Source organism: Chryseobacterium proteolyticum (assembly GCF_046591535.1).
Classification (GTDB): Bacteria; Bacteroidota; Bacteroidia; order Flavobacteriales; family Weeksellaceae; genus Chryseobacterium; species Chryseobacterium proteolyticum.
The window spans coordinates 16,612-41,540 of the sequence record NZ_JBJLWK010000007.1 but is presented as its reverse complement, the minus strand read 5'-3'; the positions used below and the strand labels follow the sequence as shown (position 1 = coordinate 41,540).

The following is a 24,929-nucleotide window of genomic DNA, read 5'->3' as shown; positions in this document are numbered from 1 at the left end:
TATTTTATTGCATTTTTTTTTAAATTACTTGATGATATATCAAATAATCTCCTATTTTTGCAACAATCCTAAATTCCCATATCTATGAAAAGATTTTTACTCAGTTTATTACTATTTTTATTATCCTATAATTGCCTTTTTGCACAAAGAGATACAGACCACTGGTTTGCTCCTTATTTTGATAGCTCATCTTCGTCAGCTACAAACTACGCACACGGGCTTTACTTTTCTACTGACTCTGTCACTCCTTTTGATGTCAAAATTTATAGTAATAATGCATTAATCGGAACCGTTACTATCAGTAAAAACAGCCCACAATCCTTTACTTTGGGTGCTCAATACATCAGAACAACAAGCTCTTCAAGTGCTGCCGTTCCCACGAATCTTGGAGTTTATACCAAAGGAGACAAGCCTTATTTCGCTTCTTTAAGAATATATAATATTTCTCACGGAGAAATTGTTACTTCTAAGGGGAAAGCTGGAATTGGAACTCAATTTTATGCCGCAGCGACTCCTATGACTGTTAGTTCCACATCTAATAACTTCACAACGGGAATAATGGCAACAGAAGATAATACTACCGTTACCATTTCCGGATATGATCCCAATATACAATTCATTAATAATACCACTCCTCCACTATCACTTACGACGACATTAAATAAGGGACAATCTTATATTCTTGCCGGACTTGGAAATACCGTTGCTAACCAGACGGGATTTATTGGAGCAAAAATTGTTGCTGATAAACCTATATCCGTTACCAATGGTAATTCAAATGGGTTTTATGCAACAACAACATCTGCTGATGGTTCGGATTTAATTATGGACCAGTCCGTACCAACGAACAGACTTGGGAATGAGTTTGCCATGGTAAAAAGTATTTCCACAAGCCAGAACAATATGGAAGGAGGAATTATAATTGCCACAGAAAACAATACTGAAATTTATCTTAATGCGGGAACAACTCCAGTTGCTACCATTAACGAGGGAGACTATTACAGAATTATGGCCAATGACTATGCTACTCAAGCGGGCGGTCACTCTAATATCTATATCCGTACTACAAAAAATGTTTATTTGTACCAATTAATTGGTGCCGGCTCTGCCAATAATACGGGAGGTTACAATTACATCCCCCCCTTTAAATTGTTTCCTTCCCCGAAAAATAGATGAAATCGGGAAAATTCAGGAAATGCCAACCTATACAGGAACTGTTAATTTGAAACTTAATATTTTAACTGAAGCCGGTGCAGCAGTTACTGTAAATGGTGCTACTCCAACCGCAGCACAGGGACCATTTCCTCTTACAGGAAATACACAATGGGTAACATATGGCATACAAGGAATTACAGGAAATGTTACCATTACATCAACAAAAGCCGTAACTGCCGGAATCAACGGTGGATATAGCACGGCGGGTTATGGCGGATACTTCGCAGGATTCTCATCAATCCCTGTAATCGCGAAGCAAACAGGAGACTGTATTCCAGGAATAGTTTTGGAAGTAGATGACAGTTTTGAAACCTACCAATGGTCACTAAATGGAAATCCAATTCCGGGTGCAACATCCAACTCTTACACTCCAACTCAGGCGGGAAATTATACTGTAAGAATTACCGTAGGAAGCTGTCCACCTGCAACAACACCTGTATACAAAGTATTCTCCTGCCTTGAACAATCTACAAAATCTCTAATCATGTGTGAGGGATACCAGGCGATTGTTCCTGAATTTACAAATTCAACCCAAACTTATGTTCCGGGAACGGTAACCATTGTAACTCCACCAGCGAATGGAACCGCAACAATTGATCCTGTAACCGGTGTTATTACTTATGTTCCGAATTTCGGATACTTTGGTCCGGATACTATTGTATATAAATTCTGCGGAAATGCTCCGGAATTTATTGATTGCGAACAGGTAACGTTAAACTTAACAGTTTCTTCAACGCCAACTGTTACCAATGCAGCATTGAGAGCTTGCTTCCTTGAGCAAAATCCGTCAACCGGGCTATTTAATCTTACTTTGGCTGCAGTAACAACACAGGCTGGAACCACAAAAAAATATTACCCATCACCTACTGATGCAGTAAATGGGACAAATGAAATTACAAATCCTACTACCTACATTGCACCAACCGGAGTTGTGTATATTAAAGTAAGCAATGCCAATGGATGTTACAGAGTTGCGGAAGTTACCCTGACTGTTCTGGCACCTGTAAAATCTACAGTACTGGTTGATAAAATCATCTGTATGGAAGATAAAACCACACTTGATGCAGGCCCCGGATTTGCTTCTTATCTATGGAGCACAGGAGCTACTACACAGTCTATTACTAACGTGGGAGTCGGTACTTATTCTGTCCAATTAAAAACGGGTGAATGTACAACAACACAAACGGTTAATGTATATCCCGCAGAGCAACCTGTTATTTCTAATGTTGACATAACGAGCAATGCCATAACAGTATATGCTATAGGAGGCACTCCTCCTTATAAATATTCTATTGATAACATAAACTGGCAGGACTCTAATGTATTTAATAATATTCCACGTGGAGATGCTGTTGTATATGTTAAAGACGCCTATGACTGTGATCCTATTTTTGTTTCCGTTACTATTCCAAACCTGGTTAATGTAATTACACCAAATGATGATGGTGTAAATGATGTAATTGATTATTCGTCATTATCATACAAACCAAATTTAACATTCAATATCTATGACAGGTATGGTGCTAAAATCCATCAGGGAGATAAAACCAATGGCTATAAATGGAATGGAACAACCAATGGAAGTAAAAGAGTATCTACAGGAAACTATTGGTTTGATATTAGCTGGAATGAGCCTAATAAAAAGCAAACACCAATAAAATATTCCGGCTGGATCCTTGTAAAAAACAGAGAATAAGATTTTCTTGAATAATAATAAAAACCACGATTTCGAATCGTGGTTTTTTTATTATTTTTTCAACATATTACTACTTATTATTATTAAATTTGCGTTAAAAGCTAGTACTAAATGAATAAAATTCTATCTTTTTTATTTATATTTTATATTTTCTCGTCTGTATCTGCCCAATTGGACAGAGAACATTGGTTTGCCCCGATGGTAGACAGAACCGGAAATCCGAATCCCTATCAGAAACTGTATCTTTCTACCAACCGGACAACATCATTCCCTGTAAGTATTTATAATAATAATGTATTAATCGGTACCGTAAACATCAGTAAGAATAATCCTCAAAAATTTGATGTATTAAGGGATTATATCATCACAACACAGCAAACGGACCTATTTACTCCCACATCTAAAGGACTTTATTTAAAAGCAGAATTTCCTTTTTACGCAAATTTGAGATTTTCCGTATTCAACCATGCTGAAATTATCACTTCAAAAGGTATTCCCTCGACTGGAAAAGTTTTTTACGCAGCCAATGCTCCGATCAGTGTTACTAATATTATTTTAAACTTTATGACCAGTATCCTGGCTACTGAAGATAATACAACGGTTACCATATCCGGATATAAGCCTACTGTACAGTTTTCCAATGGAACAACAGGAGCTACTAACCCTGTGATTACATTTACACTTAATAAGGGGAAATCTTACATTATAGATGGTATCGGAGATATTGCCGGAAACTTTGACGGATTTATTGGAGCGAAAATAACCGCCAATAAACCTGTAAATATCACCAATGGAAATTTTAATGGCCAGTATGCAGGGAATTACCCGACCAGTTCAGATATTCTAATGGATCAGGCTGTTCCCGTTGACAGGCTCGGAAATGAATTTGCTCTCGTCAAGGGAAACGGAAATATCGGCGCCAATATGGAGGAGGCATTAGTAATTGCAACAGAAGATAATACCCAAATCCGTGTAAATAACGAAGTCGTTCCTATTGCTACATTAAATACAGGACAATACTTTATTATTCCAGATACCAAGTACCAGCTGCAAGGAAACGGTCACTATAATTTATATATTAAAACGACAAAAAATACTTACGTATATCAGATGTTAGCCGGGGATGCAACCGCAGGAAATGAGGTGGCTACAGGGGGCTTTAATTTTATCCCTGCCCTCAACTGTTATCTTCCCAAGCAAATTAATGAACTGGGATTTATAGATGAAAATTTTGTCCACTCCAATAATAATCCAAATGGAATTCTCAGCATTCCAACAAAACTTAATCTTATCACCGAAAAAGGAGCCAATGTAACAGTGAACGGCATTACACCACCTGCCACAACGGGACCGTTTAATATGACAGGGACAAATAACTGGGTAACTTATGGAATTCCTAATGTTACGGGAACCATTACCGTTGTTTCCGATAAAGCAATTACGGCCGGAATCAATGCCGGAAGTGACGCTGTTGGTTATGGAGGATTTTTTGCAGGCTTCCCTACCCAACCTGTTATTTTAAAATCAGGTGGCGACTGTGTTCCGGGAATTGTTCTTACCGTAGACCCTGTTATTTATAACGCCTATCAATGGTATCGCAATGGAATTCTTATTCCGGGAGCAACGAATGTTTCATATACCCCAACCCAGTCCGGAAATTATACTTGTGCCGTTACAATGGGTAGCTGTGCTCCATTAATTACCGAGCCTTATAAAGTCTTAAACTGTACTAAACTCAGCACCGCCTCATATGATGTTTGTACAAGCCATACAATTAACCCTGTATTTAGTTCTTCTACCCAGACGCCTGTAATCTCAACAATAGCCATCTTAACACCCCCTACATTAGGAATAGCAACGATAAATCCTACTACAGGGGCCATCACATATAATGTAACTAATCCGGGAACTGCCGGAACAGATACCTTTACTTACACATTTTGTGGAAACGATCCGGATTTTCCTGATTGCGAAACTGTGACTGTTACGATGCACATTCAGGTTTTAACGGTAACTAACGCTACTTTATCTGCCTGTGATATCAACGGTCAGGGCACCTTCAATCTCACTTCAGCGAATGTTACTACCAGTACACCTGTAACCATTACCTATTACCCTACTTTGACTGATGCGCAAACAGAAAATGCTGCTGCTCTGATTACAAATACCAATAACTATACAGCTCCGAATGGAACTATCATTTATGCTGTGGTAAAAAACCCTTCCGGATGTAAAAGCATTGCCCAGATCACACTCAATCTGTACCCGGTAGCAATTGTTCTGCAAAATTACAATGGTACTTTCTGTGATGATAATTTTGATGGTATAGTAACGGTTATACTATCAAATATTACTCCCCTGGTGCTTACAAACAGTACTTATTTTACAAACGTAAGATATTATGCAAATCTGGCTGATGCTGATGCCGGAAATGCCAATAATTTACCCAACACCTGGAGCTACAGTGCTACCACAACCATTTACATAAGGGTAGATTCTCCTGACGGATGTGCAAAGATAATCCAGCCCCTTACATTTACATTAGGTGCAAGAATTCCCTTACTTAAAAATACAGTAACGGAGAGCTTTTGTGATGATGATCTGGACGGAATAAAACAAGTAAATTTAAGTCAGTATATCACACAATTTACAACAGACCCTTCAGTAAACGCTACTTTTTTTGCAACTCTTACAGATGCTCAGAATAACATCAATCCAATCAATAACCCCGTAATCCTTACGGGCACACAAACTACTTTCGTAAGATTTCAAAAGCAGGGAGTTTGTGCTGAAATAGGAAAGATAATCATAACCATAAAAACTCCTAAACGATCAGACTTACTTACTGATCAGATTATATGCCCTAATACCAAAACTACTTTAGATGCAGGTCCCGGCTTTGAAAGCTACCTTTGGAGCACAGGGGCAACAACATCTTCTATTTCCAATGTACCTGCAGGAAGTTATTGGGTAGACCTGCAATACAATGGTTGTATTTACAGACAGTTTGTAAATGTTACAGAATCTCAATCTCCAGCCATTGTTTCCATAGAGATTAATGGGAATACAGTAACTATAGGGGCAAGTGGAGGAACTCCTCCTTATGAATACTCACTCGATGGAACCACCTGGCAGATTTCAAACGTTTTTCAAAACCTGCCACGAGGGAGCTATATTATTTATGTAAGGGATTCCAAAAGATGTAATGAAGTTCAGAGGCCTTTTACCATCATCAATCTGATCAACACCATCACTCCAAATGATGATGGTCATAATGATGGAATAGATTATTCCGCATTGATGACAAAAGATAATATTGAGTTTAGAATTTATGACCGGTACGGCGCGGAAATCTTCAGAGGCACTGCTAGTAATCGCTATACCTGGGATGGGAAGCTGGGAGGAAGACCTGTGAATACAGCAACATACTGGTATACCATCAGCTGGACTGAGTACGGGGCAAGTACTGTCGTAAAATATTCTAGCTGGCTTTTGGTAAAAAACAGATAGCAAAACATCAACAGAAAGAAAAATGATCTAAAAAATCAACGTTATAACATTCATTAACACTTATGAACTAAAGTTTAATATAACTTTAACCTGTTTTCACTATCTATCTAGGTATAAATTGATGTAATTCTATGTAATTTTGCCACATTATATGAAGAAACTTATAACGCTCTTGCTATTGGTTTTTCTTGCAAAGATCAATGCTCAAATATATTCCGGGGAAGTATTCCTTAGAGACAATTCCATATTATATTTAAATCAGGTTTATGTAACAAACCTGAATACTCAGCGAACCGTTCTTACGGATTATAATGGTGATTTTAACATTCAGGCTAACCCGGGAGATGTTATACGTTTTACTTCAATCGTTACAGAAAGAAAAGATATCCGCCTTACCCCTCAGATGTTCGGCATTAAAAGCCTGATCGAACTGAAAATTGCCTATCATGATATCCAGGAGGTTGTCATCAGCAGATTTAAACCTACAGGAAATTTACGATATGATGTTAATGCCTTAGCTAAGAAAGATAAAGCCCTTGAGCTGAAAAAGGTAATTGGCCTTCCGGAGCCTAAGGGAGATGGCAATCCGCCACAGCTTCCGGTAGCGGGACTTCGTGACGGTGGCTTAACATTTAGTCTTGAAAGCATTTACGATATTTTATCTGGAGAAAGAAAAAAGAAACAACGTTATGTTGCCTACGAGAACATGAATAATTCGGTGACTCAAATAAAGAACTATTTGGGTAAAGATTATTTCCTGAAATTTAAAATTCCTGAAAATTTAATTGATAACTTTTTACAATTTGTTTATTCTTCAGAGAATATACAACCTTATGTACAGGCAGGTAACTTTGAAGCTGTAAAAATTCCAATTGAAAAATATTTACCCATCTATCAAAGAAGATTAAAGAACTCCCATCTGCAAGATATTGTAAAATAACATACAGTTATTGAGATATTTACAAAAAAATTGTATTTATATACAATATATTCTTAAATTTATCTCACGTACTAGTGTAAAATAAAAATTATATTGGTACGTTATCTTTTTAAAGACTAACTGACCTGAATACAAATTAAGGAGAGATGCCATTTAACCTAATATTTGTCAGATGAAAAAGTTACTTCTATTCTTTGGTACACTATTATTTATTAGCCTTTCTGCTCAGAAAAGAGGAAAGGACTACACGAATATTCTAAAAAGTAAAAACATTTATGAGATCAATGCCTTTCTTAGAGATGCCCATCCGGATGATCCCCGTAGATCAGTTTTAAAACCTAAAGTAATGGATATGATGAGGGAATACATCAAGAATGCTCACCCGGCAGATCAAAAAGTAAAAGAAATGCAGGAAATGCTTGCTTTGCTTAAAAGGAGGCCATCTACCAAGATCACTTTTGATGAAATGAATGCTATCATTAAACAAAAGCAGATCGCAAAATACAAAGCAGAATTAGCTGCCAAACAATCTTCAATCGTTTATACGCCCAGTAATGCACAAAATGCAATTGTAGTCAACACATCTTCAACAACGGTAGCAATTCCAGATGCTGAAGCAGAAGAATTCAATATGCTGATGGCAGTTTCTCCCACGGAACATAAGAACAGGACAGTACAGATCCTAAATTCATTGTTTGATAATGATCCTATGAGCAAAGAATGTATCGTGCTTATAGAAAACAAATCAGACTGTAACATGATCGTGAGAATGGAAGGTGTTGGTACTACAAAATACAGACTCGCTGTTCCGGCACATAATGAAAACTCCATAGTTGTACAAAAAGGAGATTATCTTTTTACAAGCATTGTTTGCGGAGCACAATATGCCTCTCAAAAAACGATTCAAAAACCGATTATGGTTGCACTGGGATCCTCAGAACCTAAAAATTAACCTTTTCTTTTTAAGAGCAAAACGAACCAGTTATGCATAAAAATCACTATTTTTGCCAGATTTTCATTTATAGTCATGGGTAAAAATAAAATAGCAAGATTCGAAGAAAACAAAATATTACCTAACGTCATTCAACCGACAAGGGAAGAAGTTTTAAGTGGTTTCGAACTTAAAGGAAATTGGAGAACTGATTTCTTTAAAAACAATAATCCTATTGTTCTTGAGTTAGGGTGTGGAAAGGGAGAATATTCTGTTGGTCTTGCAAAAGCATTCCCAGAAAAGAACTTTATAGGGATAGACATTAAAGGAGCAAGGTTCTGGTTCGGAGCTAAAGAGGCTGTTGAAAACAATATGCCTAATGTTGCTTTTTTAAGATCTCAGATTGAACTTGTAGATCACTTCTTTGCAGAAAATGAAGTGGATGAAATATGGATCACTTTCCCGGATCCTCAAATAAAATACAGACGTACAAAACACAGGTTGACTCATCCTGACTTTCTGGATCGGTATAAAAAATTCTTAAAACCAGGCGGAATCATTCATTTGAAAACAGATTCCGAATTCTTACATGGCTATACGTTAGGTTTTCTACAGGGAGCCGGCTATGAAATAATTACTGCCCATCACGACATTTACGGAGCTCCGGAGTATGATCCCGACACAAAATATTTAAGGGATATAAAAACATATTATGAAGCACTTTTTTCCGCAAAAGGAAAGACTATTACTTATATAAAGTTTAGAATAAGTTAAGTTTTATATGTACACACATTTGATGAAAACAACTATTCTGACTTTAATAGGATGCGAATAGATAGGGAAATAGAATTTTATAGATAAAAAGTAAAATCATACATTTACTGTTCAAAAATATATATGAAAAAGAAATTACTCTTACCTGGCATCATTCTCTCATTAATAATGATCAGCTGTAGTGTAAATTATAATAATTATCCAATCAGGAGAAATCCTTTTCCATCCACTTCTGCAACATCATCACGCGTAAGTACGGAACGTGAGTATAATGAATTAATGAAGACTTATAAGCCTGAAACAACTGAAGTATTAAATGACCTGTTAAATGACTCATCAGGGAGTACACAAACCTCTTTTTCCGTAGAGAATAAATCTCCTTGTAATATGGTCCTTACAATAAGCGGAAACAATTACTACAGAAAAATACCAATTGGAGCAAACAAGATAGGATACGTAATGCTTCCCAAAAATCAAAGTTATAAGCTTTCCGGGATGGTCTGCAACTCTGTATATCAATCGACAAAATTTATTACAAACTCCTACTCTATCACTTTATCCAACTAAAAATTTTTATATCATAAAAAAAGGCCACTAATTGTATTAGTGGCCTTTTTTTATAATAAAGAAAATCTTTAATTATTCTGCATCGAAATCAGCATCTGTATCAGCAGATACTTTTTCTCCTTCTTCTTTAGATTTTTCTTTGTCAGCTTTTCTCTGAGATTGACCTTCTCTGATAGAATCAGAAACAACATTTAAGATCATATCGATAGACTTAGAAGCATCATCATTTCCAGGAATAACGAAATCTACTTTTCTAGGATCAGAGTTGGTATCTACGATACCGAAAACTGGAATACCTAATTTTTTAGCTTCAGTTACAGCGATGTGCTCTCTTAAGATATCAACAACAAATATTGCAGAAGGAAGACGAACCATGTCAGAGATAGAACCTAAGTTCTTCTCAAGGTTAGCTCTTTGTCTGTCTACCTGAAGTCTCTCTTTTTTAGATAAAGTTTCGAACGTTCCATCTTTTTTCATTTTATCGATAGAGTTCATTTTCTTAACAGCCTTTCTGATTGTAACAAAGTTTGTTAACATTCCTCCTGGCCATCTTTCTGTAATATAAGGCATATTAAGTTCTGAAGCGTGCTTAGCAACAACTTCTTTTGCTTGCTTCTTAGTAGCTACAAAAAGAACTTTTTTACCTGCAGAAGTAAGTTTTTCTAAAGCGCTACAAGCTTCATCCAACTTTACTGCTGTTTTATGTAAGTCTACAATGTGAATACCATTTTTCTCCATAAAAATGTATGGAGCCATATTTGGATTCCACTTTCTAGTCATGTGACCGAAGTGTACACCAGCCTCTAAAAGGTCTTTTACATTTGCTTTTGCCATGTTTTCTGTTTTTGTTAGTTTACTTTCCGTCTTTTAAACAATCAACAACTTCTTTAGATGGGAGAAGCGTTTGGATGCTAAACGTAACGGGCAATTTAAAATTTAGATTAATAGATTTCAGATATAAGATACCAGACAAGAAAAAGTCTGAAATCTGATGTCTCCAATCTGATGTCTGAAAAAAATTAACGTTTTGAGAATTGGAATCTCTTTCTTGCTTTTTTCTGACCTGGCTTCTTTCTTTCCACCATTCTTGCGTCTCTTGTAAGTAAACCAGCTGGCTTTAATGCTAATCTGAACTCAGCGTTGATTTCGCATAAAGCTCTTGAAATACCTAATCTGATAGCTTCTGCTTGTCCTGTATTTCCACCACCGAAAACATTTACGGTAACGTCATACTGACCAACAGTTTCAGAAAGGATAAATGGTTGATTTAACTTGTAAACCATTACGTCTGTAGAGAAATAATCTTTAGCATCTTTACCGTTTACTGTAATGTTACCAGTACCTGGCTTTACGTAAACTCTTGCTACAGAAGTCTTTCTTCTACCAATTTTATGAACTGTAGACATATTAATTATTTAAATTCGTTAATATTAATTGTTTTAGGCTGTTGAGCTTCATGCTTGTGCTCAGTTCCTTCATATAAGTAAAGGTTTTTGAACAAAGCAGAACCTAATCTGTTTTTAGGTAACATACCTTTTACAGACTTTTCTAATACTTTCAAAGAATCTTTCTTTTGAAGTTCAGCCGCAGTCATAGATTTTTGACCTCCTGGATATCCTGTATGCCAGATGTAAGTCTTATCTTCCCACTTGTTTCCGGAAAGCGTAATTTTCCCAGCATTCAAAACAATAACGTTATCACCACAATCTACGTGAGGTGTAAAGTTTGTTTTGTGCTTACCTCTCAAAATCTTTGCAACCTGAGAAGCTAGTCTTCCCAACGGTTGTCCTTCAGCGTCTACCACAACCCATTCTTTATTAGCAGTAGCTTTGTTCGCTGAAACAGTTTTGTAACTTAATGTATTCACACGTTTTAGTTAAAGATTAAACATAATTTTCCCTCTAAGGGTGTGCAAAGATACAAATTAAATTTGTAATGGAAAAACATATTTGATTTAATATTCAGGTTATGGGTTTAGCTTAAACGATTCGACAGATTTCATCTATGGAAAATATTCTTGGCACAGATATTGCAAAATCATATTCGATGAAAAAAAAAGTTTTAGAAGATTCTAAAAACACAGGTGATAAAGTAAAGAGTTTAGTCACTAAACTCTTACTTTATTAACTTTTATTCAAAGATACCCCATTATTATTATCAATTACCTATCCGTGAAATTATATTTTACATTAATTTGATGTAAAAAATTATTTTTCATTCTCGAAATAATTATATTTGCCGCAAAGCCTTAATAGTCATGAGTCACGGAAAAATAAGAGAAGAAAAAAAACTGCCTCAACTGCGGACACCTTGTAGAAGAGAGATTCTGCCCACACTGTGGACAGGAAAATACAGAACCGAGACAACCCTTCTATTTTCTTTTCACCCATTTCATTGAAGATTTTACTCATTATGATGGACAATTCTGGAAAACGATAAAGTATCTGCTATTCCAGCCGGGAAAATTAACCAAAGAATATCTATCCGGAAAAAGACAAATTTACGTAGCCCCTGTAAAGCTTTACATATTTGTGAGTTTTATAACTTTTTTTCGTCCCTACCCTTTTCCCCCAGTCAGAAAATACAGATGATGAAGCAACTGAAAAACATTCCATACAAAAAGAAAAAGAGCAGAAAAAAGAACTGACTGCAAAAATAATTGATAGTGTAAAATCAGGAATGCTTGCAGAAGGGTATAATAAAAATGACAGCATTGTACATAAAAGCATATCCAAAATAAAAAAAAATTGAGGATCTTATTGACAAAAAAGAAGTGCTAAGTTCTGAAAAAGACCAATTTGCAATATTAGGAGCGACATCAATGAAACAATATGATTCGCTAAGCAAAAAAGGAGGTGGAAATTATAAATCTTTAAGACCTTTTGCTAAAAAAATATTCCATTTACAGGACAGAGGTTTGAAAAGAAAAGAAATAATAGGCCGTTTTGTAGATACATTCATCCACTCTTTCCCAAAAGCCCTTTTTATTTACTTACCCATATTCGCATTCTTTCTATGGGTATTTCACAATAAGAAAAAATGGTGGTATTTTGATCATGGAATATTTACCCTTCATTACTTTTCTTTTCTCTTATTAACTACCCTGATCTTCATTCTCACCAACCATCTTACAGCAATACTGCCCAACTATACCCCTATCAAAATTATTTTTGGATTATTCTATTGTGCTTTATTCTTTTATACCTCAGCCTATTTCTTTATTGCCCACCACAGGCTTTATGAAAAAAGCAAGAGGAAAAGCATATTAAAAGGTTCATTGCTATTTATCATCAACTGTATCGGATTACTCTTTATGCTAATGATATTAAGCTACATCAGTTTTATAACGATGCATTAATTACGTAAAGACTTACTGCCTCTAAAACTCGCAATTAAATAATAAGCTACAAATACAGTAGAAAATTTAAGAATAGAAGGAATCGCAAGTTTCAAATCAAAAAGAACAGATCCCACCAACACCAAAACAGCCATTGCCGCGAAAGACAATCCCAACTTTTGAGGCAGTGAAAAATTAGGCGTATCTAAATAATAAGCCAATCCCCACGCAAAACCAAAAGCAACAGCATAATATAGGTCTAGCCCGATATTCTGACTGCTTAAGAAGAAATAGTTAATAAGAAAACTGATCACAGTTCCTATCGCAAAATAAATCGAAGCTTTCTGCATATAATAATATATGATGCAAAAGTAATTAATTTACCTATTATTTCCGTGCAGAATGCAAAGGAAATGGAGAACCTCAATTTCGGCAAAAACACCTAAACACTTGAATTAAAGGAATATAAAGTTCAATATTATGTTCTGTATTATTGTTATATTTGGAAATTCAGAAATTTTCTAGATTTTTTATGGAAACCCAAAAATATACCCCTAAAAACAAAGTTAGAATTGTAACAGCAGCGTCATTATTTGACGGACATGATGCGGCAATTAATATTATGCGTCGTGTTATTCAGGGAACCGGCTGTGAAGTCATTCACCTTGGACATGACAAATCAGCTGAAGAAGTTGTAAATACTGCCATCCAGGAAGATGCAAATGCTATAGCTTTAACCTCTTATCAGGGAGGACACAATGAATATTTCAAATATATTTATGACCTTCTGAGAGAAAAAAATTCGCCACAAATCAAAATCTTCGGAGGAGGAGGAGGAGTAATCCTGCCGGAAGAAATCCAAGATCTTATGTCTTACGGAATCGACAGAATTTATTCCCCGGATGATGGAAGAGAGCTTGGCCTTCAGGGAATGATTGATGATCTGGTTAACAGATCAGATTTTGCCACAGGAAAAGATGTAACAGCACAGGATCTGGACTCTATCAATTTCGAAAATTCAACCAGCATTGCTAAAATTATCTCTGCTGTTGAAAACTTCTCTGATGAAAAACCGGAGCTTGTTAAAGCTATCGATGAAAAAGCAAAAGATCTGAATATTCCCATTATTGGTATTACAGGTACCGGTGGTGCCGGTAAGTCCTCATTGACTGACGAATTGGTAAGACGTTTTCTGCGTTCCAATACAGATAAGAAAATAGCGATTATATCTATTGACCCATCTAAAAAGAAAACAGGAGGAGCATTACTTGGAGACAGAATCCGTATGAATGCGATCAATGATCCAAGAGTTTATATGCGGTCCATGGCAACCAGAGAAAACAATGTATCCGTTTCTCCATTTATTCATTCCGCTTTGAATGTTTTAAAACTTGCCCACCCGGATGTTATTATCCTTGAAACTTCCGGTATCGGACAATCAGGCTCTGAAGTTTCAGACTTTGCAGATGTTTCCATGTATGTAATGACTCCTGAATACGGAGCATCTACACAGCTGGAAAAGATAGACATGCTTGATTATGCAGATCTTGTAGCTCTAAACAAATCGGATAAACGTGGCGCATTGGATGCTTTACAGGCCGTGAGAAAACAGTTCCAGAGAAACCATCTTTTATGGGAGAGCCCATTGGATGACATGCCGGTATATGCTACAAAGGCTTCACAGTTTAACGATCACGGTACTACAGAACTATACAACAGATTAATTTCTAAAGTTAACGACAAATTTTCGGGGCTAAACCTCAATACTTTCGTTGAGCAGGAAATCACAGATGAAGTGACCATAATTCCACCTAAAAGAGTTCGTTATTTATCAGAGATCGTTGAAAACAATAAGCAGTATGATGTAAACATTGAAAAGCAGGCTGAGCTTGCCAGAAAAATGTATCATATTGATGGTGTGAAAAAAATTATCTCTAACGAAACTTTAGATGCCGAATACCAAAAGGCAGAAAAGGACCTCCAGCAGGAGAATATTGATTTCCTTAAAAACTGGGATGACACCAAAAAGGCATTTCATCAGGAATTCTATTCATATTTTGTTCGTGGAAAAGAAATTAAGGTAGAAACCTCAACAGAATCCCTGTCTCATCTGAAGATCCCTAAAATTGCATTACCAAAATATAATGACTGGGGAGATCTTATTCTATGGAAAGGTAAAGAGAATCTTCCGGGAAGCTTCCCTTTCACTGCCGGAATTTATCCCTTCAAAAGAACCGGAGAGGATCCTACAAGGATGTTTGCGGGAGAAGGTGGACCGGAGAGAACGAACAGAAGATTCCATTATGTTTCTGCGGAAATGCCTGCTAAGCGTTTATCTACAGCTTTTGATTCAGTAACATTATATGGCCAAGATCCTGCCTTACCCCCAGATATCTATGGTAAAATCGGAAATGCAGGAGTTTCTATTGCGACACTGGATGATGCTAAAAAATTGTATTCTGGCTTCGACCTTATTAATGCAATGACTTCGGTTTCTATGACCATCAACGGACCTGCTCCTATGTTGCTTGCCTTTTTTATGAATGCAGCGATAGACCAGAATGTTGAAAAATATATTGTGGAGCATAAACTTGAAGATAAAGTAGAAGCTGTTCTTAAAGCCAAGTTCGATGACAAAGGATTGCAAAGGCCCCATTATAATGGAGAGCTTCCTCCTTCCAACAATGGATTAGGACTAAAATTACTGGGAATTACCGGAGATGAAATTATTCCTAAAGAAGAATATGAAAAAATTAAAGCTCATACGATTGCCACTGTAAGAGGTACTGTACAGGCCGATATATTAAAAGAAGATCAGGCACAAAATACCTGTATCTTCTCTACGGAATTTGCTTTGAGATTAATGGGCGACGTTCAGGAGTACTTTATAAAAGAAAAAGTAAGAAACTTCTACTCTGTCTCCATTTCCGGATATCATATTGCTGAAGCCGGGGCGAATCCAGTTTCCCAGTTAGCATTTACATTAGCTAATGGTTTCACATATGTGGAATATTATTTAAGCCGAGGAATGGACATCAATGATTTTGCTCCTAACCTTTCATTCTTCTTTTCAAATGGTATTGATCCCGAATATTCAGTGATCGGGCGTGTTGCAAGAAGAATCTGGGCAAAAGCCATGAAAATCAAATATGGAGCAGATGAAAGAAGTCAGATGCTGAAGTATCACATCCAGACTTCCGGACGTTCACTGCATGCGCAGGAAATTGATTTCAATGACATCAGAACAACTCTTCAGGCTTTATATGCCATTTATGACAACTGTAATTCACTTCATACGAATGCTTACGATGAGGCCATTACAACTCCTACAGAGCAATCCGTTAGAAGAGCAATGGCTATCCAGCTGATCATTAATAAAGAGCTTGGTCTGGCGAAAAATGAAAATCCGCTTCAGGGTTCATTCATCATTGAAGAATTAACGGATCTGGTTGAAGAAGCCGTGTATGCAGAATTCGACAGGATTACAGAAAGAGGAGGTGTACTTGGGGCGATGGAAACCATGTATCAACGTTCAAAAATCCAGGAAGAATCCATGCATTACGAATGGCTGAAGCATACCGGAGAATATCCTATAATCGGAGTAAATACATTCCTGGGTAAAGATGGCTCACCAACTGTTCGTCCGGGAGAAGTTATTCGATCTACTGAAGAAGAAAAACAGGTTCAGATTGAAACACTTCACAATTTCCAACAAGCCAATCTTGATAAATCTGAGGCAGCTTTAAAAGAATTACAATATGCAGCTATTAATCAGCAAAACCTCTTTGCTGTTATGATGGATGCTGTAAAATATTGCTCTCTTGGGCAAATTACCAATGCTTTATTTGAAGTAGGAGGTAAATACAGACGTAATATGTAATCAATATTTTATTATAAATAAAAAAACCGCAGGATTTCTGCGGTTTTTTATTTGAATTGTATCTGATAAGACTTCTATTTTTTATTGAAATCTCCGGCGAAAACAGAGATAATATTATTCTCAGAAAGATATTTTTTCAAAGCAGCATTCACTTCGGATAATTTCAGGTTCTGAATTTTTGTATTTTGTTCATCAAATTTATCCAATGAAACTCCAAAAAGAAGCTGAGTATTTACAAGGTTAACCAATGTTCCATCAGAGCCTAAACTGGTTTTCCTTTCATTAGCATAACTTTTTTTTATTGGAATCAAGTTCTTCCTGCGTAAAACCTGAAGCTAATGCTTTGTTAATTTCTTCTTTAATAGCAGCTTCTACAGCATTTCTTTTTGTAGGATTTAAAAAAGCATAATAATTCCATGAAGCAACATCATTTGAAACAGGAACATCCAGATATGAACCAACTCCATATGAAATCCCTTCTTTTTCACGCAACCTCATTGGTAATCTCGCAGAAAGGAATCCTCCACTTCCTAAAATTTCATTTGCCATCACTAAAGCCGGGTAATCAGGATGATCCTGCGACATCTTGAAGCTTGAAGTTCCAAGGGCAACTGCATTTTCTTTATCTGGAGTTATGATATTTTTATCTTGCTTTTTAGTTTCAAAGAATGTTGGTTTTACCTCTACAAATTTTGATTTAGCAGTAAATTTTCCAAATGTTTTCTCTAATTCAGAAGAAGCAATTTTTGGATCAATATTCCCGATTACAGTACCTACACCATTGGATGCTCCCATAATATTCTGATAGAAATCAACAATCTGGGCTTTAGTTACTTTTTTATTTTCATCAATTTGCTCCTGTAGGGAAGCTACATAGAAGATACTCGTTTTAGGGTATGGGGATGCCAGTCTCTGTAACTCATTACCCGCAATAGCTTGAGGATCCTTTAATTGTCCTTCCAACTGAGTATTTACTTCAGTAATAGTTTTAGCAATTTCGTTTTCCGGGAAAGTAGAATTTGTCAGTATATCCTGTACGATGGCCATTACTTTTGAATAATACTGTTTGTAAGTATTCACTCCAATGATTAAATTCTGGTCATATACGTAAGCATACACAGAAGATTTCATTTGATCTAATTCATCTTTTATTTGCTCTTTTGTTCTGGTTTTGGTTCCCGATTTCAATAAAGAAGCAGTAATATTTCCAATAGCTTCTTTGCCTTGCAGGTCTTTTTCATTTCCGATTCTTAAACGGAAATTCGCTTGAATTTTTTCTCCTTTAAGCTCTTTATTGATAAGCCCATACTTCATCCCATTAGACAACTTTCCTTCAGTAAGGTTTTTCTTAATATTTGCAATGGAAGCTTCGAAAGGGGCTGGTTCTTTCTCCAAAGCTCTTCCTTTGTAATCTTTTACCAGATCTGCAATCTGGTTATCCCTGAATTCTGTAGGGAATACCCTTTCTTCATTAGGAGAAGGTCGGAAAACACCCATCGTACGGTTGTTGCTTTTAAAATATTTTTGAGCAACCTTGCTGATATCTTTCAGTTTTAGATTTTCTACATGATCACGGTACAGAAAATTTAATTTATAGTTTCCTGCTCCGATAATTTCGGTAAGATTAATTGCAAAATTAATAGTATTATTTTTCTGGTTTTCTATGTCTTTAATCAGTTTTGCTTTCGCTCTTTTAAGATCATCCTGAGTAAATTGAATGGAAGAGATTTTATCAAGTTCTGCCCTTACGAGTTTGGTGGTTTCGTCTAAGTTCTTATCTTTTGGAACATCAAAATTAAAATACACCATCCCCGGATCTCTTAAAACAGGGCTGAATGTCCAGACTCCGGAAACCTTCTGAGTTTCCACCAGACTTTTATACAAATATCCGGAAGGATTTGAGGTAAGGATCTCATAAAGTGCAGATAAGGCAGCATAATCTTTATCTGCATAGGCAGAAGTATGATAACCTGCAGCTATAATCTGCTGATCATTATTTCTCTTGATTTCAAAATACTTTTCTCCGTTCTGAGCTGGCTCTACGGTATAAGTTCCTCCTAATTCACGTGAAGGTTTTTTAATTACTGAAAAATAATCAGAAATATATTTCAATGCGCTTTTCTCATCAAATTTTCCTGCAACAATAAGAGTTGCATTATCGGGTTGGTAATATTTCTCATAGAATTTTCTTAAGGTCGGAGCTTTTACCCGTTCAATATCTTCCTTACTGCCAATTGTACTGTTCCCGTAATTGTGCCAAACGTATCCATTAGAAAATACATTTTGCATCATCACTCTTGTAGGATTATTCTCTCCAATTTCAAATTCGTTTCTAACCACGGAAAACTCTTTATCCAGATCACTCTGTAAAATCGTAGCATTGATCATTCTGTCCGCTTCCATCTGTAAAGACCATTTCAGGTTTTCTTCATTGGATGGGAAAATTTCATAATAATTTGTTCTATCATACCAGGTTGTCCCATTAGCCTGCCCACCTTTATCAGAAAGCTGCTTTTTAATATCTCCAAGGTTTTTGGTACTCTTGAACAACATATGCTCAAGCAAATGTGCCATTCCTTTTTCACCATATCCTTCATCTTTTGATCCTACATTATACACAATATTCACAACCATATTGCTTTGGGAAGGATCAGGAATCAGAAGTACTTTCATCCCATTATTAAGAGTATACTCTTTAATACCTTCCGTATTGCCAATAAATTTAGGAGCCTCGGTACTCTGTGAAAAAACAGGATTAATAGTTCCTGTAAAAAATAGGACAGCTGTCCCAAGTAGTAAGTTTTTCATAGCATTTAATAAATTTCGTTATTAAATTTAATAAGTTTTTCTCATCATTGATTGAAATATTTATACGAATAAAAAATCTATTAAATCTCAGGCAGATTCTTTATTTTCGCAAATAAAACATCATCATTATATTCATTGTCATGAAAATATACATCAACAAAATCAGCATTCTTTCACTGCTATTGTTCTCTATCTTACTATTTTCTCAAAAACGCACAGAAGATTTCTCAATCAGCTTTCCTGATCAAAAACTGGAGAAAAGCTATTATAAAACCATTAAGCTTATTGACATAAGGACAGATACTACTTCACTGGGGATTGTACAGAAAGGAGCATTCAACGCAAAGGCTAAGGTTGTTCCCGGAGTAAGCCTTGCCAATCAGTTTCAAAATCTTTTGAACCATATTAATGGAAGCAATGTAGAAGATGGCACCATCGTTATGTATCTTAAACAATTATACTTTGCAGAAGTAACAGGAGCGTTCAGTGAACATGGATATTGCTATTTTCAGGCATTTTTATTTGCAAAAAATGATGATGGAACCTACTCCTATCTTGACAAAATCGACTCTGTTATTGATCATTCCTCAATGGACGTTACCAAAGCAACGATGAAAAAAGGGAGTGAGATGGTGAGTAATTTTATCAGCAAAAATATTTCAAAAAAAGCAACCGCAACAGATCATTATACTCTGGAAGATGTAAAGAATTTTGATGCGATTGAAAAGCAAAAACTGAGTCTGTACAGCTCTGATCAACTCAAGGAAGGTTTATATAAAGATTATAATTCGTTTAAAAATCAGGAACCTGAAAAACAAATTGCCAATGCCAAATTTTATGGCAAATCTCCAAAGATCATTAAGGTTTACGAAACTATTGATACAAAAGAAAAGGAGATCAAAAAAAAATGACTATTATGCATTGGTATATCAAGGATCTCCTTATATCTATGTCCCGATGGAAAATGCTTTCTCAAAAGCTGAAAAGAAGGATGGTGATTTCTATTTTACCGGTAAAGTAAAAGGAAGCGCAAAAATGGGAGATGTGGTCACAGCGTCTATATTTTTTGGGATTGTCGGAGGCTTAATTGCTTCCAGTTCATCTTCTGCTTACCCATTTGAACTAAAGATTGACTACCTTAATGGTGCATTTATTCCGATAAAAGAAATCCAAAAATAGGCATCTGAAATAGTAATACATGAAACCCAAAGCCTTATTCAACTGGAGTAGCGGAAAAGATTCTGCCCTTGCATTATATAAAACCTTTAAAGAGGAAAAATTAGATATAATTGGTCTTCTTACCAGTATCAATCAGGAATATCAGCGGATTTCCATGCATGGGGTTCATGTTTCTCTATTGGAAGAACAAGCTTCAAGCATAGGACTTCCTTTAATTAAAATGGAACTACCTAAAGAACCATCAATGGAACAATACCGCGACATCATGAACATAACGATGACCGGTATAAAGTCCCGTGGAGTCACCCATTCCATATTTGGAGATATTTTTCTCGAAGATCTGCGAAAATACAGGGAAGACCAATTGAAATCCATCGGGATGGAAGCTGTTTTTCCACTTTGGAAAAAAGATACGAAAAAACTTATTCATGAATTTCTTGATCTGGGTTTTAAAACGATCGTAACCTGCGTCAATGAAACCTATTTAGATAAAAGTTTTGCAGGGAGGATTATTGATGAAAATTTCATCTCGGACTTACCTGAAAATGTAGACCCTTGCGGAGAAAATGGCGAGTTCCATACTTTTACTTTTGATGGTCCCATTTTTAAAACATCAATTCAGTTTGAAATTGGTGATATTGTAAAAAAAAAACTATCCAAAACCAAATGCAGAGGATCATGAAAATGGTGATGAATATGTCTTTTGGTTTTGTGATCTGATCAAAAATAAAACGCTGTAGAACGATTGGTTCTACAGCGTTATTTTTTAGTTCAATGTCTTTGATATCTCCTTCATGAGATCAAAAACCATACTTATATCATTTTCATTGGTTCTCCAATTTACAAATGCAGCCCTGATCCCTTTATGCTGATTATAAAAAGTAGGCGTCATAAATACTTTTCCTGTACTATTTAATTTTTCTAAGAATTCATTAACCTTATCCTGATCAGCTTCATTTTTCAAAGTGAAACACACCGTATTCAGACGGACAGGTGCCAGAAGTTTAAAATCCGAACTGCTATCTATAAAATGACCAAGCTGTTTGGCCCATCTTATATTATTCTCAACTATTTCCTGATACCCTTGTTTTCCATAGGCCATTATTGAAAACCAGGCAGGTAAGGCTTTTAACCTTCTTGAGTTTTCAGGAAGGAAATTCAGATAACTGAAGTTTTCCAATGGATCCCCGAGATATGGAGCATTGGAATTCTGGAATGTCTCTACCTGTAATAACCTGTACTGATCTTTTACGAAAAACACTGCACTTTCGTAAGGAACGTTTAACCATTTATGGCAATCCACAGTAATACTGTCAGCCTGCTCCCAGCCTTCCAAAAGATGTTTGGTTTCATCTGAGCAAGCGGCAAATCCTCCAAATGCAGCATCAATATGCCACCAGAAGTTATGCTTTTTTTTTAAGTTCAGCTATTGCCTTAAAATCATCAAAATCTACCGTATTCACAGTTCCACCACTGGAGATCAGGATAAATGGCTCCTCTTTTAATTCAATGATACGATTTTCTAGATCATCTATATTCATCGCTTCCCTATTCCCTTCTATTGTTTTAATTTTCACAATATTTCCGCTTCCTATCCCTAAAAGTGATAGTGATTTAAGGCTTGAAGAATGGGGTGTCGCGGTAAGCACTTTTATGGGTATCGAAATGCCGTCTTTTGCAATATCTTTTCCTTTTTCTCTTCCTAACCATTGTCTTGCTACTGCAAGACAGGTAAAATTAGACATTGTTGCTCCGGTTACAAAGCCACCGAGAAAATTTTTCGGCAGCCCCAAAAGATCGAGCATTAATTGTATGGTTTCCAGCTCTATAATCGCAGAAATACCTCCCTGCCCTTTTGTTGATTGGGTATTCTGGTCATAAACAGAAGCCAGCCAGTCTCCGGCAATAGAAGCAGGAGTGGAACCTCCTGTAACAAAGCCCCAATATCTGGGACCTGATGATCCAACCATAACCGGTTCAAATCTTTCATTAAAAACTTCCAACACCTTTTTTGTTCCATATCCGGACTCCGGTACTTTGTCTTCGGAAGCATATTCCTTTGAATCAACGGATGTTTTTCTATCGGGTAAAGCATCCAGATAAGCCAGCCCCTGCTTTTTTATAGTTTCTAATAAGTTGCCGATTTCCGACAAATCATTTTCAAGATGTTTTTCCATTTTTGAATTAATAATCTATTCAAAAATATTACTTTCTGTAATAATTTAGTTTATATAATTTACAGGTCTTTCATAATTTGGCAGAGCTTTTCCCTTGATTACAATAATTTAAAAATCGGTCCCGGAGCTCTCACATCATTTTTTCTATTTATTTGGTATGGTTTGCATCCTTTTTGATGCTGTAGCTTTAAATTAAAAAACAAATGCTGAAATTTTCCCACTTATTGTTCCCATTAATCATTTTTACACTCTCATTAACCGCATGCAAGAATTCGATGGAATCTATAAAAACGGTTGACAGGAATGCAATTGTAGACTCCACCATTACTGCCTTCGAGAAAAAACTTTTGGAAAAACAGATCGACTCTGTATTTTCACGATTTAATTTTAACGGAAGTATTGCTGTTTTCAAGGATTCTACCCAATTATATAAAAAAGAAAGCGGGCTCTCTAACTTTGAAAATAAAACAAAAATCAACGACAGTACTATTTTTGCCATCGGCTCTGTAAGTAAGCAATTTACGGCAGTTCTTGTTTTACTTGAAATGGAACAAAACAAGCTGAATATCGAAGATAAAGTTTCCAGATACCTCAAGGAATTTCAAACAAAAGAATACGAAAATATTACAATCCGTCAGCTTCTGAACCATACCTCCGGATTAAATACGCTGGGAGGTAAGCTTTTATTCAAAAGTGGATCGGGTTTTTTCTATTCCAATGATGGCTTTAATGCATTGGGAAAAATCGTTGAAAAAGTATCAGGAAACTCTTATGACAAAAACGTCCAGGAATTGTTTAAAAAGGCAGGAATGAAAAATTCTTCAACAGGAGATGTTTTTGAGGGAAAGAATTTCGCAAGTGCTTATATTGGAAATAAGAAGAATGCGGAAAGGGTTCCTAATATGCCGCGCAGATTGGGAGGAAAAGAAATTGGGATCCCTGCAGGTGGAATTCTTTCTACCATAGATGATTTACGCCGCTGGAATAACGCTCTATATGGTGGTAAAGTTTTGAAACCGGAAACCCTTCAGAAATTCATCTCTAAAAGTTCCGAAAGACATCATGCTATTTTAGGAAAAATGGGTTACGGATATGGTATAATGCTCAATATAGGCGAACCGACAGCCTATTTCCACAGTGGCTATGTTATGGGTTCTCCTTCCCTAAACATTTATTACCCATATACTAAAACTTCAGTCATTATATTGTCTAATATTGCTGATGAGGCAAAGGGCAAAGCTTCAGTTTTCAGACCGCATATTGAGGTAAAGAAAATCACAGATGCTATTGAAAACACGGTTATCGACTTAAGACAACAAATGATAAGAACAAGTAATAATAAAAATGAATTGTAATGAAAAAATTATATTTCATTGCTATCTATCCTCCTCAACGGATCATTAATGAAATAAAACTCTTCAAAGAAGACTTTGCTTACCATTATCAAAATTCAAAAGCGGTTAAAAATGATGCTCATATCACCTTGTTACCTCCATTTTCAAGAGAGACAGAGCTTGAGAATGATATTATTGAAGCGTTTGAAAGAATAGATACTTCTCTGTCCCCATTCGAAATCGTTCTCAATGGCTTTGGAAGTTTTCCGAATCCAAAAAATCCGGTGATCTTTGTACATCCTGAATACAATCCGGGCCTTATAGATATTTACCATCGAGTAAAAAAACAATTTAGCTTTGGCAAAGGCTCCTTCAACCCTCATATGACCGTTGGATACAGAGATTTGAGTTTTGAAAATTACCTGAAAGCCTGGAAAGTTTATCAAAACAAACCTTACGAAAATAAATTTACCGTTGATAAAATTCTGCTTCTGAGATATGACGGAAAATGGGTACCCATCAGAGAAAAGAAACTACAATAAAAAATCGGCCACTGGGCCGATTCATAATGTTATGTATAT

General features: G+C 36.0%; 22 protein-coding genes and 1 pseudogene. 15 read left to right on the top strand and 8 right to left on the bottom strand.

Annotation, left to right across the window (positions count from 1 at the left end):
* Window positions 1–84: 84 nt before the first annotated feature.
* The 7 genes from ACJ5H0_RS21350 to ACJ5H0_RS21320 all read left to right on the top strand — a co-directional run bounded on the left by ACJ5H0_RS21350 (window position 85) and on the right by ACJ5H0_RS21320 (window position 9,633).
* Complete coding sequence (locus ACJ5H0_RS21350; RefSeq protein WP_411251960.1) at window positions 85–1,176, top strand: IgGFc-binding protein; 1,092 nt, start codon at window positions 85–87, stop codon at window positions 1,174–1,176.
* 19 nt (window positions 1,177–1,195) lie between these two features.
* Window positions 1,196–2,911, top strand: a complete 1,716-nt coding sequence (locus ACJ5H0_RS21345; protein ID WP_411251959.1) for a T9SS type B sorting domain-containing protein — start codon at window positions 1,196–1,198, stop codon at window positions 2,909–2,911.
* Between the two features lie 111 nt (window positions 2,912–3,022).
* Window positions 3,023–6,421 (top strand): T9SS type B sorting domain-containing protein, encoded by a 3,399-nt coding sequence (locus ACJ5H0_RS21340; RefSeq protein WP_411251958.1) that lies wholly within the window; start codon window positions 3,023–3,025, stop codon window positions 6,419–6,421.
* A gap of 151 nt (window positions 6,422–6,572) precedes the next feature.
* Complete coding sequence (locus tag ACJ5H0_RS21335) at window positions 6,573–7,361, top strand: hypothetical protein (protein ID WP_273649767.1); 789 nt, start codon at window positions 6,573–6,575, stop codon at window positions 7,359–7,361.
* Between the two features lie 172 nt (window positions 7,362–7,533).
* The gene (locus tag ACJ5H0_RS21330; RefSeq protein WP_172280892.1) at window positions 7,534–8,313 is read left to right on the top strand and encodes a DUF6759 domain-containing protein; all 780 of its coding nucleotides are present in this window, start codon (window positions 7,534–7,536) and stop codon (window positions 8,311–8,313) included.
* A 75-nt stretch (window positions 8,314–8,388) separates the two neighbouring features.
* Window positions 8,389–9,066: a tRNA (guanosine(46)-N7)-methyltransferase TrmB gene (trmB, locus tag ACJ5H0_RS21325; RefSeq protein WP_172280894.1), complete on the top strand. Its 678-nt coding sequence runs from the start codon at window positions 8,389–8,391 to the stop codon at window positions 9,064–9,066.
* Between the two features lie 123 nt (window positions 9,067–9,189).
* On the top strand, window positions 9,190–9,633 hold the full coding sequence (locus tag ACJ5H0_RS21320; protein ID WP_172280896.1) for a DUF6759 domain-containing protein: 444 nt from the start codon (window positions 9,190–9,192) through the stop codon (window positions 9,631–9,633).
* 72 nt (window positions 9,634–9,705) lie between these two features.
* Here the strand turns inward: ACJ5H0_RS21320 and rpsB are convergent, their stop codons facing one another.
* The 3 genes from rpsB to rplM form a co-directional block, all read right to left on the bottom strand.
* Window positions 9,706–10,467 (bottom strand): 30S ribosomal protein S2, encoded by a 762-nt coding sequence (rpsB, locus tag ACJ5H0_RS21315; RefSeq protein WP_172280898.1) that lies wholly within the window; start codon window positions 10,465–10,467, stop codon window positions 9,706–9,708.
* A gap of 185 nt (window positions 10,468–10,652) precedes the next feature.
* A complete protein-coding gene (gene rpsI, locus ACJ5H0_RS21310) occupies window positions 10,653–11,039 on the bottom strand; it encodes a 30S ribosomal protein S9 (protein WP_172280899.1) in 387 nt (128 codons plus the stop codon).
* A 5-nt stretch (window positions 11,040–11,044) separates the two neighbouring features.
* Window positions 11,045–11,500, bottom strand: coding sequence for a 50S ribosomal protein L13 (gene rplM, locus ACJ5H0_RS21305; RefSeq protein WP_089027987.1), 456 nt, complete (start codon window positions 11,498–11,500; stop codon window positions 11,045–11,047).
* A 526-nt stretch (window positions 11,501–12,026) separates the two neighbouring features.
* On the opposite strand from rplM, the gene ACJ5H0_RS21300 reads away from it, so the two are divergent.
* A complete protein-coding gene (locus ACJ5H0_RS21300; RefSeq protein WP_411252072.1) occupies window positions 12,027–12,224 on the top strand; it encodes a DUF3667 domain-containing protein in 198 nt (65 codons plus the stop codon).
* A 182-nt stretch (window positions 12,225–12,406) separates the two neighbouring features.
* Entirely contained in the window at window positions 12,407–12,991 is a 585-nt protein-coding gene (locus ACJ5H0_RS21295) for a hypothetical protein (protein WP_411251957.1), read from the top strand.
* Here the strand turns inward: ACJ5H0_RS21295 and ACJ5H0_RS21290 are convergent.
* Entirely contained in the window at window positions 12,988–13,320 is a 333-nt protein-coding gene (locus tag ACJ5H0_RS21290; RefSeq protein ID WP_172280903.1) for a hypothetical protein, read from the bottom strand. The two genes, ACJ5H0_RS21295 and ACJ5H0_RS21290, sit on opposite strands and share 4 nt — an antisense overlap.
* Before the next feature lie 182 nt (window positions 13,321–13,502).
* Between ACJ5H0_RS21290 and ACJ5H0_RS21285 the strand changes: the two genes are divergently transcribed.
* The gene (locus ACJ5H0_RS21285; RefSeq protein WP_172280905.1) at window positions 13,503–16,850 is read left to right on the top strand and encodes a methylmalonyl-CoA mutase family protein; all 3,348 of its coding nucleotides are present in this window, start codon (window positions 13,503–13,505) and stop codon (window positions 16,848–16,850) included.
* A gap of 74 nt (window positions 16,851–16,924) precedes the next feature.
* On the opposite strand, the gene ACJ5H0_RS21280 is transcribed toward ACJ5H0_RS21285, so the two are convergent.
* Window positions 16,925–17,161 (bottom strand): hypothetical protein, encoded by a 237-nt coding sequence (locus ACJ5H0_RS21280; RefSeq protein WP_411251956.1) that lies wholly within the window; start codon window positions 17,159–17,161, stop codon window positions 16,925–16,927.
* Window positions 17,133–19,658, bottom strand: a complete 2,526-nt coding sequence (locus ACJ5H0_RS21275) for a M16 family metallopeptidase (protein ID WP_411251955.1) — start codon at window positions 19,656–19,658, stop codon at window positions 17,133–17,135. Before ACJ5H0_RS21275 ends, ACJ5H0_RS21280 begins: the two co-directional genes overlap by 29 nt.
* Window positions 19,659–19,798: 140 nt before the next feature.
* Here ACJ5H0_RS21275 and ACJ5H0_RS21270 point away from each other — a divergent pair, with 140 nt between their 5' ends.
* The 3 genes and pseudogenes from ACJ5H0_RS21270 to ACJ5H0_RS21260 all read left to right on the top strand — a co-directional run bounded on the left by ACJ5H0_RS21270 (window position 19,799) and on the right by ACJ5H0_RS21260 (window position 21,577).
* The gene (locus tag ACJ5H0_RS21270; RefSeq protein ID WP_411251954.1) at window positions 19,799–20,569 is read left to right on the top strand and encodes a hypothetical protein; all 771 of its coding nucleotides are present in this window, start codon (window positions 19,799–19,801) and stop codon (window positions 20,567–20,569) included.
* 10 nt (window positions 20,570–20,579) lie between these two features.
* Window positions 20,580–20,837, top strand: coding sequence for a hypothetical protein (locus tag ACJ5H0_RS21265; protein ID WP_411251953.1), 258 nt, complete (start codon window positions 20,580–20,582; stop codon window positions 20,835–20,837).
* 19 nt (window positions 20,838–20,856) lie between these two features.
* A pseudogene (locus ACJ5H0_RS21260) lies at window positions 20,857–21,577 on the top strand (Dph6-related ATP pyrophosphatase).
* Window positions 21,578–21,603: 26 nt separating this feature from the next.
* Here the strand turns inward: ACJ5H0_RS21260 and ACJ5H0_RS21255 are convergent.
* Together ACJ5H0_RS21255 and ACJ5H0_RS21250 are read right to left on the bottom strand one after the other, a co-directional pair.
* Window positions 21,604–22,227, bottom strand: coding sequence for a pyridoxal phosphate-dependent decarboxylase family protein (locus ACJ5H0_RS21255; RefSeq protein WP_411252071.1), 624 nt, complete (start codon window positions 22,225–22,227; stop codon window positions 21,604–21,606).
* 13 nt (window positions 22,228–22,240) lie between these two features.
* Window positions 22,241–23,014, bottom strand: coding sequence for a pyridoxal phosphate-dependent decarboxylase family protein (locus tag ACJ5H0_RS21250; RefSeq protein ID WP_411251952.1), 774 nt, complete (start codon window positions 23,012–23,014; stop codon window positions 22,241–22,243).
* Window positions 23,015–23,289: 275 nt separating this feature from the next.
* Between ACJ5H0_RS21250 and ACJ5H0_RS21245 the strand changes: the two genes are divergently transcribed.
* Both ACJ5H0_RS21245 and ACJ5H0_RS21240 read left to right on the top strand, forming a co-directional pair.
* The gene (locus ACJ5H0_RS21245) at window positions 23,290–24,369 is read left to right on the top strand and encodes a serine hydrolase domain-containing protein (protein WP_228456999.1); all 1,080 of its coding nucleotides are present in this window, start codon (window positions 23,290–23,292) and stop codon (window positions 24,367–24,369) included.
* Window positions 24,369–24,890 (top strand): 2'-5' RNA ligase family protein, encoded by a 522-nt coding sequence (locus ACJ5H0_RS21240; RefSeq protein WP_411251951.1) that lies wholly within the window; start codon window positions 24,369–24,371, stop codon window positions 24,888–24,890. Before ACJ5H0_RS21245 ends, ACJ5H0_RS21240 begins: the two co-directional genes overlap by 1 nt.
* The last annotated feature ends 39 nt before the right edge of the window (window positions 24,891–24,929 follow it).

Coding starts and splice junctions, on each gene's coding strand:
- ACJ5H0_RS21350 (WP_411251960.1), top strand. CDS start 85: ATGAAAAGATTTTTACTCAGTTTATTACTATTTTTATTATCCTATAAT.
- ACJ5H0_RS21345 (WP_411251959.1), top strand. CDS start 1,196: ATGCCAACCTATACAGGAACTGTTAATTTGAAACTTAATATTTTAACT.
- ACJ5H0_RS21340 (WP_411251958.1), top strand. CDS start 3,023: ATGAATAAAATTCTATCTTTTTTATTTATATTTTATATTTTCTCGTCT.
- ACJ5H0_RS21335 (WP_273649767.1), top strand. CDS start 6,573: ATGAAGAAACTTATAACGCTCTTGCTATTGGTTTTTCTTGCAAAGATC.
- ACJ5H0_RS21330 (WP_172280892.1), top strand. CDS start 7,534: ATGAAAAAGTTACTTCTATTCTTTGGTACACTATTATTTATTAGCCTT.
- trmB (WP_172280894.1), top strand. CDS start 8,389: ATGGGTAAAAATAAAATAGCAAGATTCGAAGAAAACAAAATATTACCT.
- ACJ5H0_RS21320 (WP_172280896.1), top strand. CDS start 9,190: ATGAAAAAGAAATTACTCTTACCTGGCATCATTCTCTCATTAATAATG.
- rpsB (WP_172280898.1), bottom strand. CDS start 10,467: ATGGCAAAAGCAAATGTAAAAGACCTTTTAGAGGCTGGTGTACACTTC.
- rpsI (WP_172280899.1), bottom strand. CDS start 11,039: ATGTCTACAGTTCATAAAATTGGTAGAAGAAAGACTTCTGTAGCAAGA.
- ACJ5H0_RS21290 (WP_172280903.1), bottom strand. CDS start 13,320: ATGCAGAAAGCTTCGATTTATTTTGCGATAGGAACTGTGATCAGTTTT.
- ACJ5H0_RS21285 (WP_172280905.1), top strand. CDS start 13,503: ATGGAAACCCAAAAATATACCCCTAAAAACAAAGTTAGAATTGTAACA.
- ACJ5H0_RS21275 (WP_411251955.1), bottom strand. CDS start 19,658: ATGAAAAACTTACTACTTGGGACAGCTGTCCTATTTTTTACAGGAACT.
- ACJ5H0_RS21270 (WP_411251954.1), top strand. CDS start 19,799: ATGAAAATATACATCAACAAAATCAGCATTCTTTCACTGCTATTGTTC.
- ACJ5H0_RS21250 (WP_411251952.1), bottom strand. CDS start 23,014: ATGGAAAAACATCTTGAAAATGATTTGTCGGAAATCGGCAACTTATTA.
- ACJ5H0_RS21245 (WP_228456999.1), top strand. CDS start 23,290: ATGGAATCTATAAAAACGGTTGACAGGAATGCAATTGTAGACTCCACC.
- ACJ5H0_RS21240 (WP_411251951.1), top strand. CDS start 24,369: ATGAAAAAATTATATTTCATTGCTATCTATCCTCCTCAACGGATCATT.